Annotated in this window: 39 protein-coding genes; 3 read left to right on the forward strand and 36 right to left on the reverse strand. The window is 64.9% G+C overall.

Features of this window, described 5'->3' with window-relative positions:
• Positions 1-66: 66 nt before the first annotated feature.
• From H7J73_RS32505 to H7J73_RS32515, 3 genes are read left to right on the forward strand one after another with little or no spacing between them, the layout of a single operon-like run.
• Positions 67-297, forward strand: coding sequence for a hypothetical protein (locus H7J73_RS32505; RefSeq protein ID WP_264071964.1), 231 nt, complete (start codon positions 67-69; stop codon positions 295-297).
• A 13-nt stretch (positions 298-310) separates the two neighbouring features.
• Positions 311-571 (forward strand): hypothetical protein, encoded by a 261-nt coding sequence (locus tag H7J73_RS32510; RefSeq protein ID WP_264071965.1) that lies wholly within the window; start codon positions 311-313, stop codon positions 569-571.
• The gene (locus H7J73_RS32515) at positions 568-876 is read left to right on the forward strand and encodes a hypothetical protein (RefSeq protein ID WP_264071966.1); all 309 of its coding nucleotides are present in this window, start codon (positions 568-570) and stop codon (positions 874-876) included. Before H7J73_RS32510 ends, H7J73_RS32515 begins: the two co-directional genes overlap by 4 nt.
• 230 nt (positions 877-1,106) lie before the next feature.
• On the opposite strand, the gene H7J73_RS32520 is transcribed toward H7J73_RS32515, so the two are convergent.
• From H7J73_RS32520 to H7J73_RS32695, 36 genes are all read right to left on the reverse strand, one after another.
• On the reverse strand, positions 1,107-2,780 hold the full coding sequence (locus tag H7J73_RS32520; RefSeq protein WP_264071967.1) for a terminase large subunit domain-containing protein: 1,674 nt from the start codon (positions 2,778-2,780) through the stop codon (positions 1,107-1,109).
• A 98-nt stretch (positions 2,781-2,878) separates the two neighbouring features.
• Positions 2,879-3,097, reverse strand: coding sequence for a hypothetical protein (locus tag H7J73_RS32525; RefSeq protein WP_264071968.1), 219 nt, complete (start codon positions 3,095-3,097; stop codon positions 2,879-2,881).
• Between the two features lies 1 nt (position 3,098).
• Positions 3,099-3,569 (reverse strand): hypothetical protein, encoded by a 471-nt coding sequence (locus H7J73_RS32530; protein WP_264071969.1) that lies wholly within the window; start codon positions 3,567-3,569, stop codon positions 3,099-3,101.
• Positions 3,570-3,756: 187 nt separating this feature from the next.
• Positions 3,757-4,203 carry a hypothetical protein gene (locus tag H7J73_RS32535; protein ID WP_264071970.1) on the reverse strand — a complete coding sequence of 149 codons (447 nt, stop codon included), beginning with the start codon at positions 4,201-4,203 and terminating at the stop codon, positions 3,757-3,759.
• Positions 4,203-4,463: a hypothetical protein gene (locus H7J73_RS32540; protein ID WP_264071971.1), complete on the reverse strand. Its 261-nt coding sequence runs from the start codon at positions 4,461-4,463 to the stop codon at positions 4,203-4,205. Before H7J73_RS32540 ends, H7J73_RS32535 begins: the two co-directional genes overlap by 1 nt.
• Before the next feature lie 145 nt (positions 4,464-4,608).
• Positions 4,609-5,073: a hypothetical protein gene (locus H7J73_RS32545; RefSeq protein WP_264071972.1), complete on the reverse strand. Its 465-nt coding sequence runs from the start codon at positions 5,071-5,073 to the stop codon at positions 4,609-4,611.
• Positions 5,074-5,654: 581 nt separating this feature from the next.
• Positions 5,655-5,825 carry a hypothetical protein gene (locus H7J73_RS32550; RefSeq protein ID WP_264071973.1) on the reverse strand — a complete coding sequence of 57 codons (171 nt, stop codon included), beginning with the start codon at positions 5,823-5,825 and terminating at the stop codon, positions 5,655-5,657.
• A gap of 121 nt (positions 5,826-5,946) precedes the next feature.
• Positions 5,947-6,330 (reverse strand): hypothetical protein, encoded by a 384-nt coding sequence (locus H7J73_RS32555; RefSeq protein ID WP_264071974.1) that lies wholly within the window; start codon positions 6,328-6,330, stop codon positions 5,947-5,949.
• Between the two features lie 125 nt (positions 6,331-6,455).
• Positions 6,456-7,517, reverse strand: a complete 1,062-nt coding sequence (locus H7J73_RS32560; RefSeq protein WP_264071975.1) for a hypothetical protein — start codon at positions 7,515-7,517, stop codon at positions 6,456-6,458.
• Between the two features lie 2 nt (positions 7,518-7,519).
• Complete coding sequence (locus tag H7J73_RS32565) at positions 7,520-7,816, reverse strand: hypothetical protein (RefSeq protein WP_264071976.1); 297 nt, start codon at positions 7,814-7,816, stop codon at positions 7,520-7,522.
• A complete protein-coding gene (locus H7J73_RS32570) occupies positions 7,806-8,192 on the reverse strand; it encodes a hypothetical protein (protein WP_264071977.1) in 387 nt (128 codons plus the stop codon). Before H7J73_RS32570 ends, H7J73_RS32565 begins: the two co-directional genes overlap by 11 nt.
• A complete protein-coding gene (locus H7J73_RS32575; RefSeq protein ID WP_264071978.1) occupies positions 8,189-8,521 on the reverse strand; it encodes a hypothetical protein in 333 nt (110 codons plus the stop codon). The genes H7J73_RS32570 and H7J73_RS32575 overlap by 4 nt, the downstream gene beginning before the upstream one ends.
• The gene (locus tag H7J73_RS32580) at positions 8,518-8,943 is read right to left on the reverse strand and encodes a WhiB family transcriptional regulator (protein WP_264071979.1); all 426 of its coding nucleotides are present in this window, start codon (positions 8,941-8,943) and stop codon (positions 8,518-8,520) included. Before H7J73_RS32580 ends, H7J73_RS32575 begins: the two co-directional genes overlap by 4 nt.
• Positions 8,944-9,444, reverse strand: a complete 501-nt coding sequence (locus H7J73_RS32585; RefSeq protein ID WP_264071980.1) for a hypothetical protein — start codon at positions 9,442-9,444, stop codon at positions 8,944-8,946.
• The gene (locus H7J73_RS32590) at positions 9,444-10,064 is read right to left on the reverse strand and encodes a RuvC family protein (RefSeq protein ID WP_264071981.1); all 621 of its coding nucleotides are present in this window, start codon (positions 10,062-10,064) and stop codon (positions 9,444-9,446) included. The genes H7J73_RS32585 and H7J73_RS32590 overlap by 1 nt, the downstream gene beginning before the upstream one ends.
• The gene (locus H7J73_RS32595) at positions 10,061-10,303 is read right to left on the reverse strand and encodes a hypothetical protein (RefSeq protein WP_264071982.1); all 243 of its coding nucleotides are present in this window, start codon (positions 10,301-10,303) and stop codon (positions 10,061-10,063) included. The genes H7J73_RS32590 and H7J73_RS32595 overlap by 4 nt, the downstream gene beginning before the upstream one ends.
• The gene (locus tag H7J73_RS32600) at positions 10,300-10,452 is read right to left on the reverse strand and encodes a hypothetical protein (protein WP_264071983.1); all 153 of its coding nucleotides are present in this window, start codon (positions 10,450-10,452) and stop codon (positions 10,300-10,302) included. Before H7J73_RS32600 ends, H7J73_RS32595 begins: the two co-directional genes overlap by 4 nt.
• On the reverse strand, positions 10,449-10,850 hold the full coding sequence (locus tag H7J73_RS32605) for a hypothetical protein (protein WP_264071984.1): 402 nt from the start codon (positions 10,848-10,850) through the stop codon (positions 10,449-10,451). Before H7J73_RS32605 ends, H7J73_RS32600 begins: the two co-directional genes overlap by 4 nt.
• Positions 10,847-11,128 (reverse strand): zinc finger domain-containing protein, encoded by a 282-nt coding sequence (locus tag H7J73_RS32610; protein WP_264071985.1) that lies wholly within the window; start codon positions 11,126-11,128, stop codon positions 10,847-10,849. Before H7J73_RS32610 ends, H7J73_RS32605 begins: the two co-directional genes overlap by 4 nt.
• Positions 11,121-12,095 (reverse strand): hypothetical protein, encoded by a 975-nt coding sequence (locus H7J73_RS32615; protein WP_264071986.1) that lies wholly within the window; start codon positions 12,093-12,095, stop codon positions 11,121-11,123. The genes H7J73_RS32610 and H7J73_RS32615 overlap by 8 nt, the downstream gene beginning before the upstream one ends.
• A 39-nt stretch (positions 12,096-12,134) precedes the next feature.
• On the reverse strand, positions 12,135-12,356 hold the full coding sequence (locus H7J73_RS32620) for a hypothetical protein (RefSeq protein ID WP_264071987.1): 222 nt from the start codon (positions 12,354-12,356) through the stop codon (positions 12,135-12,137).
• Positions 12,356-13,792, reverse strand: a complete 1,437-nt coding sequence (locus H7J73_RS32625; protein WP_264071988.1) for a DNA cytosine methyltransferase — start codon at positions 13,790-13,792, stop codon at positions 12,356-12,358. The genes H7J73_RS32620 and H7J73_RS32625 overlap by 1 nt, the downstream gene beginning before the upstream one ends.
• Positions 13,789-13,974 carry a hypothetical protein gene (locus H7J73_RS32630; RefSeq protein ID WP_264071989.1) on the reverse strand — a complete coding sequence of 62 codons (186 nt, stop codon included), beginning with the start codon at positions 13,972-13,974 and terminating at the stop codon, positions 13,789-13,791. The genes H7J73_RS32625 and H7J73_RS32630 overlap by 4 nt, the downstream gene beginning before the upstream one ends.
• On the reverse strand, positions 13,971-14,597 hold the full coding sequence (locus H7J73_RS32635; protein WP_264071990.1) for a molecular chaperone DnaJ: 627 nt from the start codon (positions 14,595-14,597) through the stop codon (positions 13,971-13,973). The genes H7J73_RS32630 and H7J73_RS32635 overlap by 4 nt, the downstream gene beginning before the upstream one ends.
• A complete protein-coding gene (locus H7J73_RS32640) occupies positions 14,594-14,986 on the reverse strand; it encodes a hypothetical protein (RefSeq protein WP_264071991.1) in 393 nt (130 codons plus the stop codon). Before H7J73_RS32640 ends, H7J73_RS32635 begins: the two co-directional genes overlap by 4 nt.
• A 3-nt stretch (positions 14,987-14,989) precedes the next feature.
• Positions 14,990-15,373, reverse strand: coding sequence for a hypothetical protein (locus H7J73_RS32645; protein WP_264071993.1), 384 nt, complete (start codon positions 15,371-15,373; stop codon positions 14,990-14,992).
• Positions 15,370-15,945, reverse strand: coding sequence for a hypothetical protein (locus tag H7J73_RS32650; RefSeq protein WP_264071994.1), 576 nt, complete (start codon positions 15,943-15,945; stop codon positions 15,370-15,372). Before H7J73_RS32650 ends, H7J73_RS32645 begins: the two co-directional genes overlap by 4 nt.
• Positions 15,942-16,475 (reverse strand): hypothetical protein, encoded by a 534-nt coding sequence (locus H7J73_RS32655; protein WP_264071995.1) that lies wholly within the window; start codon positions 16,473-16,475, stop codon positions 15,942-15,944. Before H7J73_RS32655 ends, H7J73_RS32650 begins: the two co-directional genes overlap by 4 nt.
• Positions 16,472-17,038: a 3'-5' exonuclease family protein gene (locus H7J73_RS32660; RefSeq protein ID WP_264071996.1), complete on the reverse strand. Its 567-nt coding sequence runs from the start codon at positions 17,036-17,038 to the stop codon at positions 16,472-16,474. Before H7J73_RS32660 ends, H7J73_RS32655 begins: the two co-directional genes overlap by 4 nt.
• Positions 17,038-17,364: a DUF732 domain-containing protein gene (locus tag H7J73_RS32665; RefSeq protein WP_264071997.1), complete on the reverse strand. Its 327-nt coding sequence runs from the start codon at positions 17,362-17,364 to the stop codon at positions 17,038-17,040. The genes H7J73_RS32660 and H7J73_RS32665 overlap by 1 nt, the downstream gene beginning before the upstream one ends.
• Positions 17,364-17,801 (reverse strand): hypothetical protein, encoded by a 438-nt coding sequence (locus tag H7J73_RS32670; protein WP_264071999.1) that lies wholly within the window; start codon positions 17,799-17,801, stop codon positions 17,364-17,366. The genes H7J73_RS32665 and H7J73_RS32670 overlap by 1 nt, the downstream gene beginning before the upstream one ends.
• A gap of 34 nt (positions 17,802-17,835) precedes the next feature.
• A complete protein-coding gene (locus tag H7J73_RS32675) occupies positions 17,836-18,123 on the reverse strand; it encodes a hypothetical protein (protein WP_264072000.1) in 288 nt (95 codons plus the stop codon).
• Positions 18,120-18,266: a hypothetical protein gene (locus H7J73_RS32680; protein WP_264072001.1), complete on the reverse strand. Its 147-nt coding sequence runs from the start codon at positions 18,264-18,266 to the stop codon at positions 18,120-18,122. The genes H7J73_RS32675 and H7J73_RS32680 overlap by 4 nt, the downstream gene beginning before the upstream one ends.
• Positions 18,266-19,618, reverse strand: a complete 1,353-nt coding sequence (locus H7J73_RS32685; RefSeq protein ID WP_264072002.1) for a recombinase RecT — start codon at positions 19,616-19,618, stop codon at positions 18,266-18,268. Before H7J73_RS32685 ends, H7J73_RS32680 begins: the two co-directional genes overlap by 1 nt.
• Positions 19,611-20,591, reverse strand: coding sequence for a YqaJ viral recombinase family protein (locus H7J73_RS32690; protein WP_264072003.1), 981 nt, complete (start codon positions 20,589-20,591; stop codon positions 19,611-19,613). Before H7J73_RS32690 ends, H7J73_RS32685 begins: the two co-directional genes overlap by 8 nt.
• A 315-nt stretch (positions 20,592-20,906) precedes the next feature.
• The gene (locus H7J73_RS32695; protein ID WP_264072004.1) at positions 20,907-21,683 is read right to left on the reverse strand and encodes a hypothetical protein; all 777 of its coding nucleotides are present in this window, start codon (positions 21,681-21,683) and stop codon (positions 20,907-20,909) included.
• Positions 21,684-21,690: the final 7 nt, after the last annotated feature.

A 21,690-nucleotide genomic window follows, 5' to 3' on the forward strand; every position in this document is an offset into this window, starting at 1 on the left:
TCAACACCGGCGAGCTATGTCAACGAACCATTGACATAGCGTCACTGTCAACGTATCATTGACACTATGCAGATCACGGCCAGCGCCCGCAAGCACGGCGTCGAAGACGCCGACATGCTGCACGCGGTCGAGTTCGCGATCCGCATCATCGAACAGGAATACGACGGCGACATCCGCCAGCTCATCATCGGCGCGGACACCACCGGCCGCCTGCTCGAAATCGTTGTGGTGAGCGACGAACCCGCCCGCCTCATCCATGCCGATGTCCTCCGCCCGAAGTTCTACGACTACCTGTGAAGGGGTGATGACCATGAGCAAAGACCAGACCACCGAACAGACCGACACTGAAGCGTGGCTCGACAATCTCGACGTCGACCCGGCCAAGGCGCGCGACGCCCGGCACATGCGCCGGATCGCCGCGGCCGCGAAGGCACTCGCCGGCGCCGACGCCGAACTCGATGCCGCCGTCGCCGCCGCGCGGGAGGCCGGCGACAGCTGGGCCATGATCGGCACGGCGCTCGGCGTCAGCCGCCAGGCCGCCGCACAACGCTTCGGCAAAGTCGCACCGTGACGCTGGCCTGGACACAGGGCGGCGGGGGTGAATGGCTAGCTCGGTCAGGCGCGACCACCTATGCGGTCATCAGTTCGTGGCGACTGCCCGACGTGCGCAAGTGGGACGTGTGGATCTCTCACGCCGAGATGCGCGGCGCGGACGGCGACGAAATCCTGAAGTACCAGGGATGGGGGCATGACGTCGACGACGCGAAGGCACTGGCCCAGCTCATTGCCGACGCGCCAATTGGCGGCGCAAACGAACTGGTCCTCGAATGGATGCGGCGACATCAGCGCGAGCTGGCCGAGGAAGTCAGACTGTGAGCCGAGTAGTCACGCGGGTTGCGCTAGACCGGTACATCACGCCGCCGCTGCACGAACTGCGCGACGATCAGAACATCACAGCCCGGCCAGGCCGAGAGCAATGGCGAGTCTCGTGGACGCTAAACGGCGACAAAGACTATCGCCAGTCGCACGACACAGAGGCCGCAGCCTGGAGGCACGCACGTAATCTGCTGGACCTTCGGCCGCCAGGAACCGCAGTCGGTGACGTGTTAGAAGGCGGCTTCGAGTAGGTCGACCTCGTCGAGGTTCTGCACGTCGCGCGAGATGGCCGGCGCCGGGGACTCGCCGACTTCCTCGGAGAACATCTGCGTTCCCCAGTGCGCCAGCGTGACGGCCGTCCACTGCGGCACGCCGAGCTCCGCGTCGTTCCACACGAAGTCGCCCATCGGGAGTTCGCGTTTCTGAACGACTTTGATCGCGTCTTCGAGGATCGGCTGCCCGACGTGCGACAACTCGCCGGCCAGCGCCGCGTCTACGAAGCCACCACACGCCTTCGCCATCTGCGGCGTGTTCGCTTCCAGCACCTCGAAGCCGAGATCCTTCATCTTCGCGACCAGGACGTTCGCCGGGCCGCGGCCGTCGACGATGATCGCCGCCGGATCCCACATCTCGATCAGGATCGCCAAAAACAGCGCGACCTGCGGCAACTTCACACGCCGCAGATAGCCCACCTCGAGATGCACCTTCCCGCCAGCAGTGCGGCAGCCCGCCGCGATCGCCCACCACTCGCGGTCGAGCGAACGGTGCACGGCGATCACCCGATCGCCCACCAGAACCGGAGCTGTCTCCGTCATGTCGCGCCACGCTTCCAGCGGGAACGGCAACGGCCGATCCTGCTCATCTGGCGGATATTCTCCCCAACCGAGATAGTCGGCGCAGTAGAGCGCCACTTCGTCCGGCGACGACGCCTGCCGCTTCTCGCGATCCATGTCGCGCTGCCGATGGATCACACCGTGCGACGGGTTCGCCTGCCGCGCGGCATCCGGATTGTCCCGAGCGGCCTTCAGTAGCCGCGCATATTCCTCCGGGTTCCGCTCATCCGGCTCCGGCCGTTCCGCCATCCACTCCGCGAAGAACAGCTCCGACGACCGCGCCAGGCCGAGGCGCCGCAGCCCGGCCAGTACATGACAGTCGCGGTACTTCGGGAGCCAATGCACCGGCGGCGTCGATAGATAGATCGTCTGCGGGTTCTCGGCCGCCAGCTGCGCGCCGGTGAGCGCGATCTTCTGCGCCGGCGTCAGCTTGTACGCCTCGTCGAAGATGACCCGATCGAGCTTCGTCAGACCGTTGCCCAGATCCGCTGTCCGCAGACCGATCCGGACCTCCGCGATCTCATCGCCGATCCGAACCTCGATGACGCCGCGGTCCTTCTCCTTCGAGTAACCGTCCTTCAGCCCGACCCGCTTATTCAGCCGATCCGACAGCCACGGATGCGCCTCGATGATCTCGATCAGCCGGTCATAGACCTCTTCGGCCGTCGCCCACCGCTGCGCCGAGTAGATGATCTTCTCGCCGAACACGAACAGCCCGAGCAGGATCAGCAGGATCGCGATCTCTGTCTTCCCGTTCTGCCGCGGGATGATCAGCAGGCAGTCCGGGTGCGTCCACAGCCGGAAGCCGTCTTCGTCGGCCGGGAGGCGCGACAGGATCTTCCGCAGCGACCACCACTGCCACGGCATACACCGGTGACCAACCTCGAAGCCGATATTCGCCGCGACATCGCCGTCCGTCTCGTCGCCCTCGAAGCCCGACCAGAACGCCGGCTCCTGGCGGCCGGTCAGCCGCGGCCAGTCGCCGACATACTTCGGCCACGGCTTCGGCAGGAAGTCATCACCGAGATCAGCGCGGCCGCGCACCGGCGACCGGACATCGAGATCAGCCATCAGTCGGCCGATGATCGGGGTGTGTCGGCGGCGTCAGCTCCAGAACGCAATTACATCCGTCCCGCTCCGCACCCACTCGCCAGCAATGCCGGCATTCGTCAGCCATCGTGTGCCGCCATCCACCGAGCCCGCCGCGCGATGCCGTCGTGAATCAACGTGGACACGAACGGCGACTGATCCGTGACGAAGTCCTTCTGCGTCAGCACATCTCCGGCCATCACGCGGCAGAGGAAGTCGGCGGGCCCGATGTAGCGCCGCATCACCGCCCCGTCGTCGAGCAGTTGAAGCCACGCCGGCCGTCCGTCGTCGATATCCACGTCAGGCTCGCTGCTTCGGGTAGTGGGCCGTGACGATCTGGACAAGCGGATCGGCCGCCCGCTTCGGATCGCCACTGTCGCCGCCCTTCGCGCCGTCGTCCTTCGCCCGCATCGCCTGAATGTCCATGATGAGCTTTCGCAGCACTTCGGACTGCTGACGTTCTTCCTGCACGATCCCCACCAGCCGCACCTCGGCGACCTGGCCGTCGACTTTCACCGCCAACCACGTTGCCGCATCACCGGAAAGCAGTCGGGCGATCACTTCCAGCCGATCCGCGATCCGCGCCGCCTGCGTTATCAGCGTCTTCGCCGCGAACGGAGCCGTCGACCACGACAATTCGCGCGACAACTGCGCACCAGCGGCCGGCTTCCGCCCTTTACGGACGAGTTTCACCGGCTTTGACGCCGATTCCGTGCGTTTACGGGGGGGTTGTTTGGTGCTTTGAGCAGCCTTTTTGGCCGGTGTGTCCACTTTTGCCACCGGATTCGAGGCGGCCTTCCGAGGCGTCATCGGTGGCCGGCTGCGAACTTCGGGCGACGCAAGAAAAAAAAAGTCCCACTCACCGCTTGGGAGTGGCCCCCCGGGGGGTAGCTGATAATTTTCGGGGGGGCATCGTCGCAGGTCAGCGCACTATCGCCCGGATTGGCGGTTTGCTGGCTCATTGTCGCAGGTCAGAGCCTCGATGGAACAGGGCCATCTCGACCCGCTGGCGGCCGAGGACTCCGAGGTCGAGCGTGAAGCTATAGCTGGTGAGGCCATCGACCGCGGACACGTTCACAGGGATGTCGCGGTGCTGACCACCGATCGATAGTTCGATGCGATCTGTCTTAGGCGAGCCTGGTGATTGGGGTGGTTGCCATCTCAGCGACAGCACGACTGACTGGATGATGTTGTCGAGCAGCGCGGGACTCGGTTGCTCTCTGTTCAGTGCGACGGATCCGATGATGCCGGCTATCGCTCCGCGTGCTGCCATCATCTCGCGATCGTTGGGGATGAACAGCGGATCTGGCTCGGGAAGCGGCCCGCCACTGAGTGTCCATGCTCGGCCGTCGCTGCCTGTCCAGGTGAAGGTGCCGTCGCCGTTGTTGTGCAGTGTCTCTCGCATCAGAGTTCGACCGCCTTGTCTGGTTCGTCTTCGTTGTGTCCCCATCGTGTGATGACGATGACGCGTTCGTTGAGGTCGGTGCGGTATGTCTTGCTTGGGCTGTCGATGAAGGGGTGATCGTAGGGGGCGGATCGGTCGACGTATGCGGTCTGCTCGATGACTGAGATGTCGGCGCTGAGTCCTGATTCGCCGTCGATGTCGCAGACGAGCAGTGTCGGGTCGACCTTGGACAGCTTCTCGATGAGCTCGGCGACGATCATCGGACGCTTCCGCCCTGTGCTCGGATCTCGGCGATCTTCGATTGGATGTCGACGGGCCGTGTTCGTGGCGATGATCCGGTGATCACCCATTGCAGATAGTCACGCACGCAGCGTGTTCGGATGGCGTAGATCAGTCCGCGGTATCTCATCGTGCATCTCGGATGGCGTGTAGGCAGGCGATGAGTGCGTCGAGTTCGTCTCGGTCGATGGCGCCTTGCTCGCAATCAGTTGGCAGCGAGATCCGCTCGCCGTTCTCGGTGGTGGATACCCAGACACCGTTGCAGCCGTAGTCGATGCCGGGCCATCCATGGGCGGGTTGGATGGTCACTTCGAGGGTGGGTTGGGCATCGGTCTTCGGTACCCACAGGATCAACGCAGGAAGAAACGGCAAGCGTCCGGGGATATGCGGGCCGTTGTCCAGCCGGACCCATGTGTCGACGTGCCAGCGTTCCCAGACGGCGCCGTTCTCGGCTGAGGCTGGGAACGCTGCGGGATCGAACATTTCCTTGATGACTGTGCGCACGGGCATTGCCCACAGCTGCTCTAGGGTTTCGATCATCGCGCCCGCAGGCAGCGCCGGATCATCAGTGCTGTCAGGCTGGTCGCTCATTGGTCCTCCGTCGTCAGGTGGAGTGTGCAGCGGCTGTTCTGTCGCCAGGTGCCGGCGCCGGGTGCTCCGCCGTCCCAGTATCCGTGGCTGCTGGTGGCTTGGTTGTTGCATTGGGTGTCGCCGTCGATGTGGTTGCAGCGGCCGGGGAATGGGCGTCCGTCCCATTTGGCGGGTCCGACGTCGATGAATGATCGGTGAGCCGTGGGGTTTGTCGTCGTCGTCTCCGGGGTGCCAGGGCTCTACGTGGAGGCTGCTTGCTTCGGTGTCGAATGTCCACTGGCTCGGGTCGAAGTCGGGGAGTGTCCAGCGTGGCGGTTTGGCTGCGGCTCGGCGTATGTAGTCGATGCAGGCGACGAGATTAGTTCGGGTTTCTGCGTTCTCGGGTCGGTTGAGCCAGTCGGCGTGGTCGGCGATGGCTGCTTCGGTGTCGAATTCCTGTCCGGTTACGAGGGTGATCCAGGCGAGGCGGCAGAGCCAGGCGTTGGGGCCGACGATGGGTTCGGAGAATTTGCAGAGCATCATGACGATGAGCCATTCGGCGTCGGTCATCGGCTCTGTGGTTGGCTCGGCTGTTGGCTCGGTCATGGTGTCCTGGTTTCGAGTTGTGTGTGTCTGCCTGCGGTGCAGTCGGTTCGGTGGTGTCCGTTGACGACGTTGTAGTAGCCGCAGCCGGGGCAGAAGGTGTCGGGTCGGTCGCGGACGGCTTCGATGGATTGTCGGTGGCGGTCGCGCGGTTTCGATTCCTTACTCACCTTCGAACACCGTTCCGCAGTTCGGGCACGGGCCGTATTGGGCTGGTGCGCCGCAGCTGCTGCACACGACGCGTTCGACCATCGGTCCAGACGTTCTGCTTTTTGCGGCGTTCTGCTCTGTTCATGCTGTGGGCCATCCCATTACGAGGTCTCCGAGGTTGGAGGTTCGGATGATGCGGAGTGCGGGGCGTTCGTGGTCGCGGGATCCGTCGCCGCGTTGTTTGTTGCAGAGGCCGTGGAGGAGTTTGTCGGCCATTGCGCCGTTTTCTTTGCCTGCGCTGTGTTCGCCATGTAGGACACCGGAAGTCAGATCTGGCTTGCCGTCGCGGCGGGTAGCGCTGGGGTCGTAGTCGGGGTTTTTGGTGCGGTCGAGGAACATGGGGAGGCCGCACCACCAGCAGGGGGTGCCGTCGACGTGGGCGGCTTTGAGGCGTTCGACGCGGGTTCGGTGGGAGTCGTCGTAGCCGCGTTCGGCTGGCGATGGGCGTTTACGTGTGGCTGCCATTGGCGGCGACCTTTTTCCCTTCGTGTCCGCTGACGGCGCCGTGAATGTTGCGCCGTTGTCCTCCCCAGATGCCGTAGGCGATTTCGTGGTCTTCGGCGTACTGGTGGCAGCGTTTCCATGCTTGGTTATCCGGCATCGGTGGCGGGGGCGTGCTCGTCGGCGATGTGGCGGGTGTAGGTGCTCATCAGTCCTGTGATGTCGGGGCCGGTGAATCTGGCATCGCAGAACGGGCAGCCGATCTTCTGCACGGCCGGTTCTTCTTCGCGATAGCGCTCCCATCGGATGTCGAGCGGACCGTCTTCGACGGCGATCCAGCGGGCGTCGCACACGCGGCAGATGTGAATATCGCCGGGCGCGCCTTGCCAGTAGTCGTCATTCGCGCCGCAGTCGTGTCCGCGGCCCGGCTGCGGCCGGAACGGTGTGACATTCGGCTGAAACTCTTTCGGCGGATTGTCAGTTTCGATCTGTTCGGCCTGGTCGGCGATGGCCTGGCCTGCTTTTTCGGTGAATCCGTCGAGAACGCGTTGGTTGTGGATTTCGCCGCCGCGTTCGTAGGCGTCGCGGAGTCGTTGGTTTGCGGTTTCGAGGTCGTCTGCTTTTCGATTGACTTCGTCTTGTGCTGCGGCGATTTCGAGTGCGGCGAGTTGTGCGGCGCCTTCGTTGTTGTCGACGACGCCGGAGGCTACGAGGCGGTCGAAGGTGGTGTCGGGTTCGTCGGCGCGGTGGCGGCCGCCTGCGGGTCGTTTCTTCCCGGCGGGGTGGCGGGCCATCGAGGCGTCTACCTCGGCGGTGTCCAGTTTTGAGCGCGAGTTTGAGGCGTCTCGGCGGGCATTCGTCAGGTGCTCTTCGGCGGCTTCCTGCCGGGCGCGGGCTTCGCGGATCCGCCGGGTCGATTCGGCCGAGGATTGGGCAACTTCTTCGACGTCGGCGACGTGCGCTTCGACTGGTGTCATGCCTTGCACTTCGCAGAATCCGAGGACTGCGTTCAGCTGGGAGCATATGGTGGCGAAGATCGGGTATTCGGCTTCGGTGACCTTGACGATGAACGATTTTTCGTCGGGCAGTTTGACGGCGTAGATCTTCCCCGGTTGTTTGAGGAATGCGGCGAACTGTTTGGCCGGGGTATCGGTGGGTGAAGGCCGGCGGGCGGTGATCTTCTTCGCGCGACGCTGCTTGCGGTTCAGCATGATCAGTTCCCCTCGAAGATGGCGTCGTGGACCAGGTCGGACAGGTTGACGGGCACGTTGCGCAGTGACGCTTCAGCGCGAAATACCTTCTCTTCGATGAGATCTGGCAGCACAGTGCCAGTGAGTCCAGGGATCGCGTCGTTCGGTGGCATCGGGATCGTGGGTAACCACCGCTCGGCGCTGAAGGTGACGCCGTGACGGTCCTCGGTGCCTGCAAAGCTGGCGGCCAGGATCGTGCTCACGGTCTTGCCGTTCACGCGGATCTCGACCTGAATTGGGGGGGAGACGCTATCGGCCATTGGGGGTTCCTCTCAGTTCGGGTTCGTTGCGGAGCTTCAGGCGCAGCCAGTCGGCGAAGGGGACGCATTCGAGGTGCCAGTGGTTGAAGGTGTCGCGGTGCGCGGCGATCGGCATCCAGATCAGTTCGTCGGTCGACAGGATCGTGAATTTGATCTGCGACGGGATCGCGCTCACGCACACGTCGATGGCGTTCTGGCTGCGCGGCCCGGCCGATTCGGCGATGACGGCCAGGCCGGGCATGGTGATCTGCTCGACGTCGAAATCGCCTGTCCTAGCTTGGAATGTGATGTCGCGGCGGACCAGAGTGGCCTTGAGTCGGGCGCCTTCGTCGATCAGGTTCGGTTCCCACGCCCGGACCAGCACTTCGCCGCTCATGACGGGACGCCGACCGGTACTGATGCCCATGCGATCGTGGTGTTGATGATGCGACTCCAGCCGCACTCACATGGGCGGTCTTCGAGGTCGATCTTCGTTACCTTGCCGCCGCGCCGGCGCCGCACGTAGTGCATGTTCGTCCATTCCGCGACGCTGAGATCGATGGTGATCCATAGGTCGCCTTCACCGTGGCGCATGTGCGTCTTGACGATCTCGGCGATGATGCTGTGCCCGGGGATCGTGATGAATTCTGCGCCGGGCTTCGGTGCCGGGCCGCTCTGTGCGGCAAGGAATTCGAAGCTCTCGTTCCATAGTCGGATGGTGCTCATAGGTGTGTGCTGCCTTCCTGTGATGAGTGGAGTCGGGGCCGGCCGGCGGGCTCGCGGGAGCGGGTCGGGGCGCGGTCGAATTCGTCGTAACCGCCCCAGATGCCGTTCGGGTCGGAGAGGGCTCGGCGGTAGCCTTCGCATTGCGGCCGGACGGGGCAGTTCGCACAGATCGATTTCCCGCGCTGCATCTGTCTCTCGTAGCGGGCCTTCGCGTCGTGGCTGCGGCCGGACACGGGGAAGAAGATTTCGTCGATCAGGGCGCCGATGCGGCGGCGTTGTTCGAGTGGCATGTCGAGGGACAGCAGCCGGGCGCATTCGGCCTGGCTCATCCAGTCGCGGTCGAGGTCGCCGAGGATCGTACGGAGGAACCCCGGGCGGCCACGCCGCGGGATCCGCGCCCTGTCATACACACCAGCCGGCATCTAGACACCGCCCTGAACGTCGTCGTTGGTGACCAGAGGCACCCCAGCCGCCCGGAACGCGAGGCTCCGAATGACATGCTGCGGCAATGGCTCCGGGAAACGCTGGATCACAGCTTTCTTCCGCACTTCGACGCGGCCGCAGGGGTAATAGGGCGGATCCGGGTCGTGCACCCACCACAGGCCGCACCCGTAGATCGGTGGGCGTTCGATGAGTCCTGCGGGTACGGCATAGATGAAGCGGTGCACGACGCGGCGCCAGGGCTGGACCTTGTTCCACGTCTCGCGCTGGACATCTGATCGAGAGACCTTGATTTCGATCGCTGTGCGCTGGTTTGACCCAGCATCGAACATCAGCGCGTCGATTCGTCGCGTGTAGGGCTTGCCGTGGCCGTTTTCGAGTTCAGCCCACACTGGATAGTCGTCTTGGATCACGACTTCCGGGATCAGGGCAGAGGTGTTGTGGTGACTCCGCAGCGCGGCTAAGACTTCAGCTGCGTTCATCAGATGCCTCGGTATCGGGTTGAGGCGAGTTGGTCGATGTGCGGCGCGACCAGTGCTTCGGGCCAGTGCACGGTGGTCATTCCGGCGAAGTGGCGGCGCCGAGTCGGGAATGGCAGTTTCCAGCCCATCCGCATTGCGCACATCGCCGCGCAGACCGCGGAGTCGGCGATGTCGTGGTTCGCGATCGGGATCGTCGGCCACCAGCCCTGCACGGCGGCGAGGATGTCTTCCTTTTCGGCCCGGCCATTCCCGGTGGCCCACAGTTTCAGCGTCGGCGGCTGGATCACAGCGCGCGGAAGGCCGCGAGCCTTAATCCCCGACCAGATGCCGTACCAGAGGGCGGCGCGCTCGTTGTGGGAGAAGTTGCCGTCCTTCGGGGGCAGCATGTTCTCGATCAGCACCAGTTCGGGCTTCACTGGGAGCTTGTCGAGGATCTGGTAGACGGTGCGGGAGTTGACGGCGATGCGGTCTGAGTGGTCGTCGTAGCCCGCCGATTCGGGCAGCGAGTATCCGGTGTCGCGCAGCACTTTCGGCCGTGCAACACCGGTGTCGTCGAGGCGTAGGACGGTGATGCCGGCCCTCTTCAGGCTCGGATCGATCCCGACGACGTAGCGCCTCACCGGCGGACACCGCGGCGGATGGCGCGTTTCACTCGGATGTAGCCGGTCGTGGTGTCGCATCCGAGACACACGGTGTGGGTGACGCAGTGCTCGAAACGGCTGTCGGGGTCGGGTTCGGTCCACTCGTCGATGCGTTCGAGGCGGCGCGGGTGCCGGCAACCGTTGTCGTGCCGCATCTCCGGCTTGGTCGACGTGACCGTGCGGTTCAGCTTCGAATAGATCGCCGTCAGATCGCTCATACGTGCGCGACCTCCTTGCATTGGAAGCAGAGTTCGGCGCCGGGGAACACGTTGTGCCCGCACAGTCGGCAGGTGAACAGGCCGGATTTCATGCAGCCGAGCAGTCCTGAAAAGTCAAGATCGGCAAGGGGTTTACTTTTCTTGCTCATAGGGTCCGCCTCACAGGGATGTAGTCGTCGAGCGTGGTCATGGGCCGGCCGCATCCGTAGGCCGATGGCAGTGGTGGGCAGCAGGCGTTGTCGGGAAGCCGTGACATCTGGGCTTGGGCTAGGGCGATTCCGCTGTCGAAGCAGTCGCTGCACAGGTAGGCGCACAAGTCGCCCTCGCTGGTGACGTTCGGATCCGCGATCACTGTGGGGTGCTGACAGCTCGCGAATCGGTGAACCTCGACGTAATGCGTTGCGCGCTGGCCGCATCGGGCCGGTCCGTGCCGGTCGGGAAACGCCGAACAGGTGCATTCGCAGATGATCGTGTCGTCGAGTTCGGCGTCGAGCTCGACGAGCGGATCGGTCTCCGGCGGCTTGGATTTGTGAACGGGTTGCGTCATGCGTTGCTCGCCTCCTTCCGCTGTTGGTCGGCCAGTTTCTTCGCGAGCGCAGTTCGGGCGGAGTGCGCTGGGAACCGGGTCAGCAGCTTCGGCGGCTCACCGGGGGTGCGGGTGACGCATGCTGCGCCGGCGGGCATTCCGCAGCCGAGTGGCGGGATCGGGCAGGGCACGGTGACCGCCTGGTCGCGCATCCGCTGCCACTCTGAGCGGGCGTGGGCCTGGCGGGCGTGCCACTGCTGGCCGCGGGCGTAGTCGAGGTCTTGCGGGTCGTCACGCATTGGCGTCGGCCATTTCGCGGAGCTTGGGGTGCCAGCACTTCACGCCGGGGTCGAGCGCTGTGCCGTCAGAGCCGATGACCCAGCCGTCTCCCCGGCAGTCGGGGCAGGACGGGATCAGGGACCGGAGGCGTTCGGCGGCGGCGCCCGCGGCGGCGGCTTGGGCTGCGTCCCAGTCGCGGCGCGTAGCGCCTGCGATGCCGCAGGCGCGGCACGCTCGGGTCGTTCCGTTTGGATGGTCGGGGCAGAAAGGGCTTGGGGGGGCGTTCGAGTCGGGCTGGACGCTCTGGTGACGTTCCCCAACTTGGTTACCCCCCTTGGAGAATGGAGCCGGAGGTGTAGCAGGAGCAGGAGTAGGGCCGGGGTTGGCGGTGGGGTTAACCCCTACGGTGGGGTTAAGGGTTGGCGGTGGGGTTAAGTCGGGGGTTAACGGTGGGGTTGAGGCCGGGGTTACGGTCAGGGTTACGGCGGGGGTAAACGACGCCAGTTCAGCAGGGTCGACCGCCGCCTGAGACAGCATTTTGACCACGGCTTCACGCGTCCAAGACGTCGACTCCGGGTTCCGTTTCTTCAGCTTCAGTACCTCGAACACGAACACTCCGCGCAGCGTCCGCGACGCCAGATCGGCCCGGGCGTTCGCCATCGAGACAGCCATATTCGGCGTCCGCCACAAGCCGTCGTGCTTCGCCCAGGACCGCAGCAGGAACTCTTCGGTGTCGGTGTCGATGATCAGGAACAGCCGCCGTGACAGCTCGGCCGCGGCGGCTTCGACCTGCGCGGGAGTCCACCCTTTGGCCTTGGCTGCGATCTTCGCGGGCCGCCAGTCGCCCGTGCCGCAGTAGGACAGCTGCGGGCTTGTCCAGAGCACGAAGTACAGGTGTTGCGCGGCCGGTGTGAGGTCGAGCCAGTCGTCATCGCCCCAGATGTCCAGGTTGATCCGTGCGTGGTCCTTACCGGTCGCCCTAGCCATCGCTGCGGCCCTCTCTCAGTAGTTGAACTGTCAGTGCCTTCATTCGTCACCGTCCTGTAGGTCGCGGTTGACGATCGTCAGCACGTTGTAGAGGCGTTTGATCGCGGCTTCGTCGCTGCCTATGCCGGGGTATGCGGCCGGCCCGTAGCGGTTGGCATACTCGCTGCGGGCCAGCTCTGCGCCCTGTAGTCGCCCGTGGACGCTGAGCACCATCGCGTCGGCGGTGACCTCGGTGGCATCCATCAGCACGTAGACGTCCATCAGCCCACCCCAAGGGATTCGACACCGACGCCAACGAGGTCACGCGCGTTCGGTGGGCAGACGGCGTTGCCTGCGAGACGGGACTGCTCGCGCCGGTTGCCGAGCATCACGTAGGCGGCGGGGAAGTCCATCGCACGCTTCGTCTCTCGCGGCTCCAACATGCGGAACAGAACATCGTCGATGTCGAGCGTCGCTCCGGTCAGCAGTGACTGGTGTCCGCTCGTCGTGAGCGTCCGCATGTACTCATCGGCTGGCGTAACGAGTTGAGCCGGGTTCCCGCGCGGGGTGTTGTTCCGCATCAGCAGCGCGTGCCGCTCGGTGGCCGTGACCGTGGCGAGCGCATCGCCCGCGGGCTGGACGCCGCCCTTGCCGTAGTACGTGGTGACCAGGCCGTGGTGGTTGCCCGATGCGGTGACGGTGGCGAGCGGATCGGACACGGGGCGGTGTTTCGATCCGCCGCCGCGAAGCTCGGCCATGAACGCGAGCGCTGTTTCGGCGCGGGCGGTCATCGTCCGGGCTGCCTGGTTGACCGGGGCGGCCTGCTTGCCGTCGCGGCCTTCGACGGGCACCAGCAGCGGCGCCCAGTACCGGTTGATCCCGGCCTGGATTCGCGCCATCGTCTTGTCCGCGAGCGGTTTCGCGCGGTCCCCGATGCGCTGGCCGAGCAGGTCCCACTCGATGATCTCGGCGGCCGGGCGGAACGCTGGCTCGACGATCTGGTTGCGGCACGCGGTGGCCGGGCAGCGGTAGACGTACTGCGCTCGGTATCGGCCCCAACGGGTCCGGTCGGGCCGCTTCCATGACTGCATCGCGCGGATCGGGCCGCACGTCGGGCACACCGCGGCGGGCCGGACCAGGCGGTCGAAGTCTGGTCGGCGGTTCCCGATCTGCCAGAACACGACGTACATGCGGTCGCGGGACTGTGGCGCGCCCGGTCCGAAGACCTGAGCGTGCATCGAGTTGACGAACACGATGTGGTGCTCGTAGCCGAGGCTTTCCATCGCCATCAGCCACGCCCGGAACGGATGCCAGCGCATCGCTTCGACGACGTTCTCGACGAAGACGAGCTCGTAGCGATGGTGCTCGGTGAACCGAACGACGTCCCACATGGTTGCGCGTGATCGCTCGGCGGCTTCGTCGGGCAGGACATCGCCGAACAGGTCGGGTTGCGCGTCGGCCTGTTTCCGGCCCTTCGCAATGGTGTGGTTCGTGCACTCGGGCGAAAACCAGCCCATCGTCGTGCGCGGGAACAGTCGGGGGCTGATCTGCGACAGGTCAGCACAGATGTGGTCGGCGTCGGGATGGTTGGTGTTGTGGGTCTCGATGGCGAGCGGCCAGTGATTCGAGGCGACGCGCACCTTGACGCCGGGGATCAGAATGGCGCCGGTCGAGCTGCCACCGGCGCCACAGAACAGGTCAGTCAGGGTCAGCGTCACTGGTCACCGCCGACGAATCTCAGTCGTGAGTCGGCGATTTCGAGTTTCCGGGTGCTGATCTTGGTCCGGTTGGTGGTCGGGTTGTAGGTGGCGTCGGTGACTTCGTGGACGATGCCGTCGAAGTCGGGGCCGAGGCGGGTGCCCGGCGCCAACTGTTCGCGCTTGTCTCCGATGTAGCTCATAACCAGCCCTCTCGGCGGAGCTGGCCCGCGGCGCGCTCGACGATGTCCCACAACGACTGATCGCCGTCGTTCCGGTCAGGGTGTGACTTGCGGCGGGCTGTCTTGTACGCGAGCGCGATTCCGTCCGCGCTGGACGGTGGCGGCATATCCGCGACTCCAGCGAGGAACTCGATTAGCTGCTTGGGCGACTGCTTCGGCGCTTCGATGGCCTGCCAGCCGCGGTACTGCTCGTTGCCGGGTGTGGTGCCGTAGCGGTCGACGCGGCGGAGCGCTTCAAGTGAGAGGGAGATCGCGCGGAGGTTGTCTTTCCAGCGGTCGAATTTGTCGCACGGCATCGACAGTGGACCCTTGTTCGATTCGACGTTGAGGATCACGCCGGGGTGCGCTGGGACGGAGTTCGCACGGGGTAGGCCGTTGAGCCGAAAGTCCCGCTCTCGCATCGCGATTTGCAGGATGGACGGTGCGCGCCGGCCGCCGTCGCCGAGGCAGACCAGTTCGCGGTCGAGCAGGTCCAGCGTCGACGACCAGGACGCCGAGAACGGCGCGCGCACGCGTGTCCGGGTCTCGGAGCGCGGCCACACCTCGATCGGCCGCAACGTCATCCCGGCCGGGTAGTCGCTCATCGGGTGCCTTTGGTGTCGATGAAGTACGGGGCGCTGGACGGGTGGGGCAGGAACGGTGCACCGGCCCGCCAGTAGTCGAGTTCCTTGCCCTCGGCGTCCTGGCGGACGTAGGTCCCGCGGGACGGGTCGCTCTGGTCGGGGTGGTAGACGACGCAGCCGATGTAGATCGGCGTCACCGGCTCCGGCGGATCCGGCTGCATCGCTTCGGCGTCCTGCTGCGGGTTGCCGTCGATGGTGTCGACTTCGCGTTCGATGAACGTCGTGATCTTGGCCGCGGTGTCGAGCACCCCGTCACCGGCGGCGTGCTTCGCGTCCTGGTGGATCCGAAGCGCAGTTTCGACGGCGTTCAGTCGGATCCGCCGGCGCTCGCTCTCTTGAATGTTGTTCATGGGTCAGGCTTTCGGTAGTGGTGTGAGGGTGACGGTCAGGCCGTAGCGGGTTTCTTGGTCGGCGATCCATGTCAAGATCCCGGTGTCGCTGGTCGCCCGTGTCTTCGTGATCGCCGCGAGTTCGGGGTGTTGGCGCAGGATTTCGGGCTTGCACACCGCGATCGCGTCGTCGATCAGCTCGGCCCGGGGTATGCCGTGCGCGTCCGGATCCGCCGGGTCGACGCTGCGGTTTTGCAGCATGAAGCCGAGGATCCGATACAGGTTGCCGAGCGTGCAGAACGGGCGATCGTTGGAACCGACGAGCACAGTCAGCACAGCAGCCAGCGGGAACACGTCGGCGTTCAGCCCGGTCACCGGATTGTCACGGGCGGTATCTGGTGTCGTCATGACTTGATTTCCTCTGGTGTCACGTATTCCCATGCGCCATAAGTCACTTGGCGCTTGACGATGCGGGCGCCTTGGCAGAAGTCCGTCAGAGACTCGACCGCGTTGTAGAGGTCGTCGGTGATATATGCGGCGGAACTGCCACGCATCGGCTCTGTGGCGTACTCGATCTCCACGCGGGTCTCGTCGGGTGCCGTGCCGCCGATCGCGCAATCGAAGTCGGGACGATCAACGTCGGCGATCGCCTGCATCTGCACGGCGATCGCATATGCGTCCTGGTCCTCGAAGTGATCAGGGTCGAGGTCGTTTGGGATCTCTGGTTCCGGCTTCTTCGGCAGGGCAAGGCCAGAGCAGTTCGGATCGCCGCAGTCATGTTCGGCCGCCGCCCTCGATCCTGTGCCGCCGCAGTCCGGGCAGTCGATCGGCCGGACTATCCCGAGGCGTACCGCGAAATCGCTACCGGGCGGCAATTCCTCCCATGCACCCCACGGACTGCCGTCGTCGTCGGTGGCGATCTTGCCGTCCCCGTAGCACCGCGGGCAGTCGTTGGCTTGGTCGAAGGACGCGTAGCTCATCGGATCCGTTCCTTCCTGGTGGTGCCGTTGCGGTAGGTGACGGTCAGCCACACCGGTTCCGGGTTCGAGCCCGGGCCGAACGGTGCGAGTCCGAACAGGCGGCGCGCCAGCCGGATCGGCAGATCGGGATGCAAGTACGACTGGCTGGTCGAGGACAGCAAAACGTTGTCGTTCTCGCGGGTGACGACGCGAAACACGTAGCCGGTCCGTTTATCAGCCTCGATCTCACACAGCAGATCGACCCCGTCATCGACGAGCTGCTTGCCGCGGACAAGTCCGGTCGTCTTCTGACCGTTGCGGTAGGTGACCAGCAGGCCGACCGGCTCCGGCTCGGTGAAGGGTGGGTCGACGCCGACTACCTGCGACCACACTTCGAGGGACGCGAACAGCCGCTTCGCCAGCCGCTCCGCGTCCTGCTCGTTCGCGTAGGACTGCGACGTCGACGACAGCAGAATGTTGTGGTTGTCGCCGTCACGGACCCGCAGCACGTAGCCTGCGGCGGTGTCCGGTTCGATCTCGATGCGGATCATCGGGCACCGCCCATCACTGCGTCGTATTGCGCGCGGACCCACAGCACGTCGCCCATTGCGGTATGCCGCTCGAACTCAGCCGGGTCGACGCCGATCGCGCGTGAGAGCTCTTCGGACCTCCACGGCGGCGGCGGGAGTTCTTTGCGTGCCGCGAGGAACCCCTTCACGATCGACGTGATGTCGTCGGGGTGGTAATGCCATCGCGGTTCGACTCCGTTGGCGCGCAGCAGTTGCGCGAGGCGGGGGTCGTCGAAGACCGGGTTGCAGGCGATGACGTGCGCATCGCCGATGAACGTTGCGATCGAGCGTGCTGCCGACTTCCCGCAAAACGCTTCGGTCTCGTCGTAGCGAGCCATGTAGTCGGCGACGAAGCGTGCTGGCAGGCTTTCGAGCCACACGCTGGGGTCGTTCTGAATGAAGATGCGCATCTCAGATTCGAGGACGGCGCCGCTGTCGGGATCGACGTCCTCATCCGGTTGCCGCAGGATGGCGGCGAATTCCCAGATCGGCGCGTTGATGTCGAGGCCGAGGGTTTCCGTATCGAGGAACACGATGTCGGCCATCAGGTGAGCTCCGTCGCCAGGAATGTGGGGCAGTAGGCGGCCTCGGCGGCACCGACGAAATAGGCGGCGTTGTGCTGGTCGAGGATGCTGTTCCGGCGGATCATCGCGATCGTCTCGTTCAGCGTGTGGCCCGACCGGTACTCGCACACCGCGTGCCCGGCGTCGATGATGTTCGTCGCGTTGCTGTAGGTGATGCCCTGATCGTCGAGCACCTGAAGGAACGCGATATCGGGGCCGGCGTCAGCGTGGACGGGTGCTGCGGCCAGGCCGGGGAACAGGATGCCGGCGCCGATGAGGATCGGCGCCCAGAGCCATTCGCGCAACATCAGGGCGCGTCCGAGAAGTTCGCGGCGACGACGGTGTCGTCCTGGCCGGTGTCGACCGAATCATCGTCGTCGCCGGTGTCGTCGTCGCCGGTGTTGGCCGGTGCACCGTTCACCGGGTCGATCTCGTACAGGCCGGGCTGAGAGTCCTCCGACAGCGGCTTCTTCCCCGGCTGCCACCCTCCGAGAATCGTCAGATCGCGACGCGGGTAGAGCTCGCCCTTGGCGTTCTCCTTATTGCCGTCGCCGTTGACCTTGACTTTCAGCATGATCAGGAACGTGTCGCCCATCTCGGGCACCTTGTCGACGCGGATATTCCGCGAGCCGAAGCTGAATTTGACCTCCGTGCCGCCGGTGTCGACGTCATCGCCGACCCGCACACCGTTCGCATCGGTCTTGGCGAGCGTGTCCGTTGTCGGATGGTCGCTCGCCTTCGTCATGTCTTTGCCCACTTGTTCTGTTTCCCTTCGGGTTTCAGCGACGAATCGCCGTGGTGTTTCCGGCGTACTGGTTGCCGCCGGTGTCTGGTGTGCCGTCGTGTTCGGGGTCGAACGGCGGCTCGGTGATGTCCTCCGCGACGGCAGCCGTGTAATCGATCACGGAGATCTGCGCGGCCCGCCGGTCACCGGAGATCGGCGTCCGGATCTCGACATCAGCGGTGTCGGGCAGATTCAGCTCGTTCATGCGTTTGACGAGCATCCGCAGATCACCTGCGATCAACGGGCCAGTGGGGCGCAACCGGCAGCCGCGCGACGCGCTCAAAACAGCACATCCTGGATAAAGGACCGCGCGGATTCCGTGGACTTCTCAGCCACGCCGGCAATGTGGTCATCCTTGGCATCAGGAAAAGCCTCGCCGATAATGTCGGTCAGCTTCGCTTCAAGTTCCGGCCAGATGTCCCGCATTACTGGCCGCCCTCGCGAGTCTCGCCGGACGTGTCGCCCGGGCTGGCGGCCTCGGTCTCGGCCTGCTTCATTTCGTCGTTGAGCTGGCGAAGCGATTCCTCGTTCAGCCACTCCGTGACGTCGGCGTCGAGGGTGCCCGCCTGCTTCCGTGAGATCAGACCGTTCCGCAGCGCTTGCAGTTCGTCGTCGGTGAGATCTTTCGATGATTCGACGTCGCGGCCGACGATCGCCCGGATGATGACCAGTCGATCTCCGCGCTGATCTTTCCCATTCAGATCGAGCTCGCCGAACGTCGCGAAGATCGCCCCGTTCAGCTTGTCGCGGGCCGCTTTCCGCAGATCGGAATCCTGTGCGCCCAGGCCGGCGTCCGCCGTCGTGCCCTCCGGCTCGCCCTGCGTTTCGACCACATCGGTATCTGCGGCGCCGGCCCGGGTTTCCTGCGGTTGCGGTGTTTCTTCGGTGGCTTCAGGCTCGACGACCTCGGCGTCGACAATGTCCTTCTCGGCGCGTTCACGTTCGCGTTGCTCGCGTGCGGCCCGCAGCCCGCCGACGCCGGATCCGCCAGGCCGACGTCGCGAAGCCGGTTCCTGCTCGACGTTGCCTTCCTGGTCGATGACTGTCGACTGCGCAGCGTCTTCGAGGATCAGGCCGGAGAAGTCGTCCGGGTAGGTTCGGCGCCACGCCAGGGCCTCCGCGCACTTCGCGATCTGATTCCGGGGCATCTTCCCCCACATCGCGTTTGGCTGATCCTGATAGCCGGTCTGCATGAACTCGTCGTAGTGGGCGATGCCCTCGAACTCTTCGCCGTCGCGAAAGATGACGAACCGGGCGGCGAACGGCGGCTTGCCTTTTGGCCAGACCTTCCGCCAATGCTGGATTACCTCGCCGTCATCGGTGATGTGGAAGTCGTCCTCGCCGGTGAACCACGGGCCTTCGAAGCGAAGAGTGTCGCCGTAATACTTCGCGGCTTCGCGACCGTTCTTCCGGTAGCCGTCGATGCCCGTCTGGATCGTGTACTTCGTAACCCAGCTATCGACCCTGCGACGGCCGTTCTGCGCGCTGTCGTCCTCGACCCACTCCGTGATCTTTGTGTTCCGGCCGATCATGTAGATCTGGCGTCGGAACGGGTCCAAACCTGTTGTGCGGCAGACGTGGAAAAACAGGTCGAGGTCGCCCTGCGTCGCGGCTTCGAGTCCGATCTGACGGAGGATCGCGGTCTGATTCTCGTCCCAGCGCTGCTGCTCCGGCCGGATGGTGGCGATCGACTTCGCCGCGTTTTCCTGCTCCGCCCGCGCTGCGGCGTCGACCAGGTTTTCTTCGTCGACGCGGTCCTTCGTGGTGGTCTCAGTCATCAGTGTTTCCTCCGGTCAGTGCCCGAACTTTGTCCGGGGTAATGGATTTCGACGGGTAGAACGAGACGCCGCCCTTCGAGCCGGGCTGGCGCCGGGCGACCTGAATTCCGCCATGCTTCGGGTCGCCGAGGTTCGCGTATTGCGCCTGTTCCATCCGCTTCAGCAGACGGTTGCGTTGCAGGTTCAGTTCGTCGTCGGCGGCCGCGAACGCGACACGCGCCTCGGCGTAGTCGAGCGCTTCGTCCGGATCGATATCGACTGTCGTGCCGTCAATGTCGGGATGCAGTGCCTTGATGCAGTCGTAGGTCGCCGGAGACTTATCGAGCGGCGGGGGATCGTCGTTCGACAGCGACTCGTGGAACCGGCGGCACTCGTTGATCAGGAACGATGCCTCGGCGCGGGCGTCGGCGTCGTACTCGACCTGGTAGAGTCGTTCGTCGCCGATCCGCGGGCCAACGCACAGCAGGTGTCCGGCCTTGTCGGTCCAGCCAGTGAACAGCATCGCGGTCAGCACCTGCGCGAAGTAGTCCGGCGGCAGGTTGCCTGATCCGTCGTCGCCCCACTTGTCGGCGTCGTTCTGGTCGCGCGCCATCTTGAATTCGACGACGCGGCGGGACTGGCCGCGGACAGCGCGCCGGTCGAGCGTCACCATTGCGGGGAAGCCGAAGTGTTCCGGGTCGACGATGAATTGCACTTCACCTGGCGACAGCAGCCAGCGTTCGGTCTGTCTGCGCCGCCAGCGTTTCGCGGCGAAGTCCTCGACGTCGTGTCCAAGGTCGAACGCGTCCTTCGGTTCCTCCGGCGGGACAAGCCCTTTCATCCGATTCCACAGGGAGAACGGCGACTCCCAGCGAGACAGGCCGAGGATCGCGCCGACCTTAGAGGGGGAGATCATCGCGCGGTGCTGCTCAGAGCCGGGCTGGATCCACTCTGGGTCGCGTGGCGTGTAGACGCCGATGTGTCGAATGCTCATGGCCGGGTCGCTCTCCGTCTGGTCCTCGATGGTGTGGGTATGTGCTCGACGGTCGGGCGGCACTTCGGGCAATGCCGCTCGGCCCGGGCCGGCTCACCGGATACCAGGTGTAGTTCGCACCGTGGATCCGACGCGTCATGAAACGCCCTATTGGTCAACGCTTTACGACTCATCGGCTCGCCTCCGCTCTCACTGCGAGTTCGGCCGACTCGCCGGACATGTCGCAGAACGTGTACCTGTCTTTGTCGGGAACGCGATGGATGGGGAACGTGCCCTCCGGCGTGAGGTCGCATTTCAAGTGGCAGATCGTGCACTTCACGAGGCCCGCCGCTCCGCCGCAGTTGCCGCGTTCTGCGTCGCAATACCCAACCGCGACAACCGCTTCAGTATCAGGTCCATCGTGATCCCGAGCCGGTCAGCGATCAACTCATCCGACATCCGCAGGTGATCTCGCAGATCCAGGTATTCGTCACGGAACTCGTCGAGCACACCGTTCCACGGGGTATCCCGGCGAATCGCTTCGACGATCGGCTCGGCGGCCGGATCATCGATCGTCTCGATGTCCCACGCCAGCGGAGGAAGCCAGCTACGCTCTGCCGCGCGGCGACGAGCCCGATCAGCAGCCGGGCCGACCGGGGCCGCCTGGCCTTCGAGCACGCGGAACACCGCGGCGATCCGGTTGAACGTCTCCGGCCGAACCCAACTCGCCCGACCGAACGTGTACGGCCACAGGTTGCTCTGCCGAATCGAAATGTGCTCTGCGATCTGGACTTCCGTATAGCCGAGGGCGACCAGCGCGCGGACCCGGCGAACCACGCCGATCGGATCCATCCTGGCGGGCTGCGCATCGAACGGGACCGCGAAGATCGCCGCCGCAGTCGGCGCCTCGATGTACTTCTTCTTACCCTTCGCGATCTCGAAAATCGTCGTCATGCCAGCGCCCGACAGGTCGGCAATCCGCCGGTATCCGTGGCCGCGCTCACGCAGCGCTTCGATGTGCGCCGCGACGATCGCCGGGTCGACAGGCGGGTTCGCTTTCAGCCAGGCCCGATAGTGCTTTTTACACAGGCCGCGGCACGCGACGACGGCCATGTTCTGG

It is taken from the genome of Mycolicibacterium komossense, assembly GCF_025822605.1.
Classification (GTDB): Bacteria; Actinomycetota; Actinomycetes; order Mycobacteriales; family Mycobacteriaceae; genus Mycobacterium; species Mycobacterium komossense.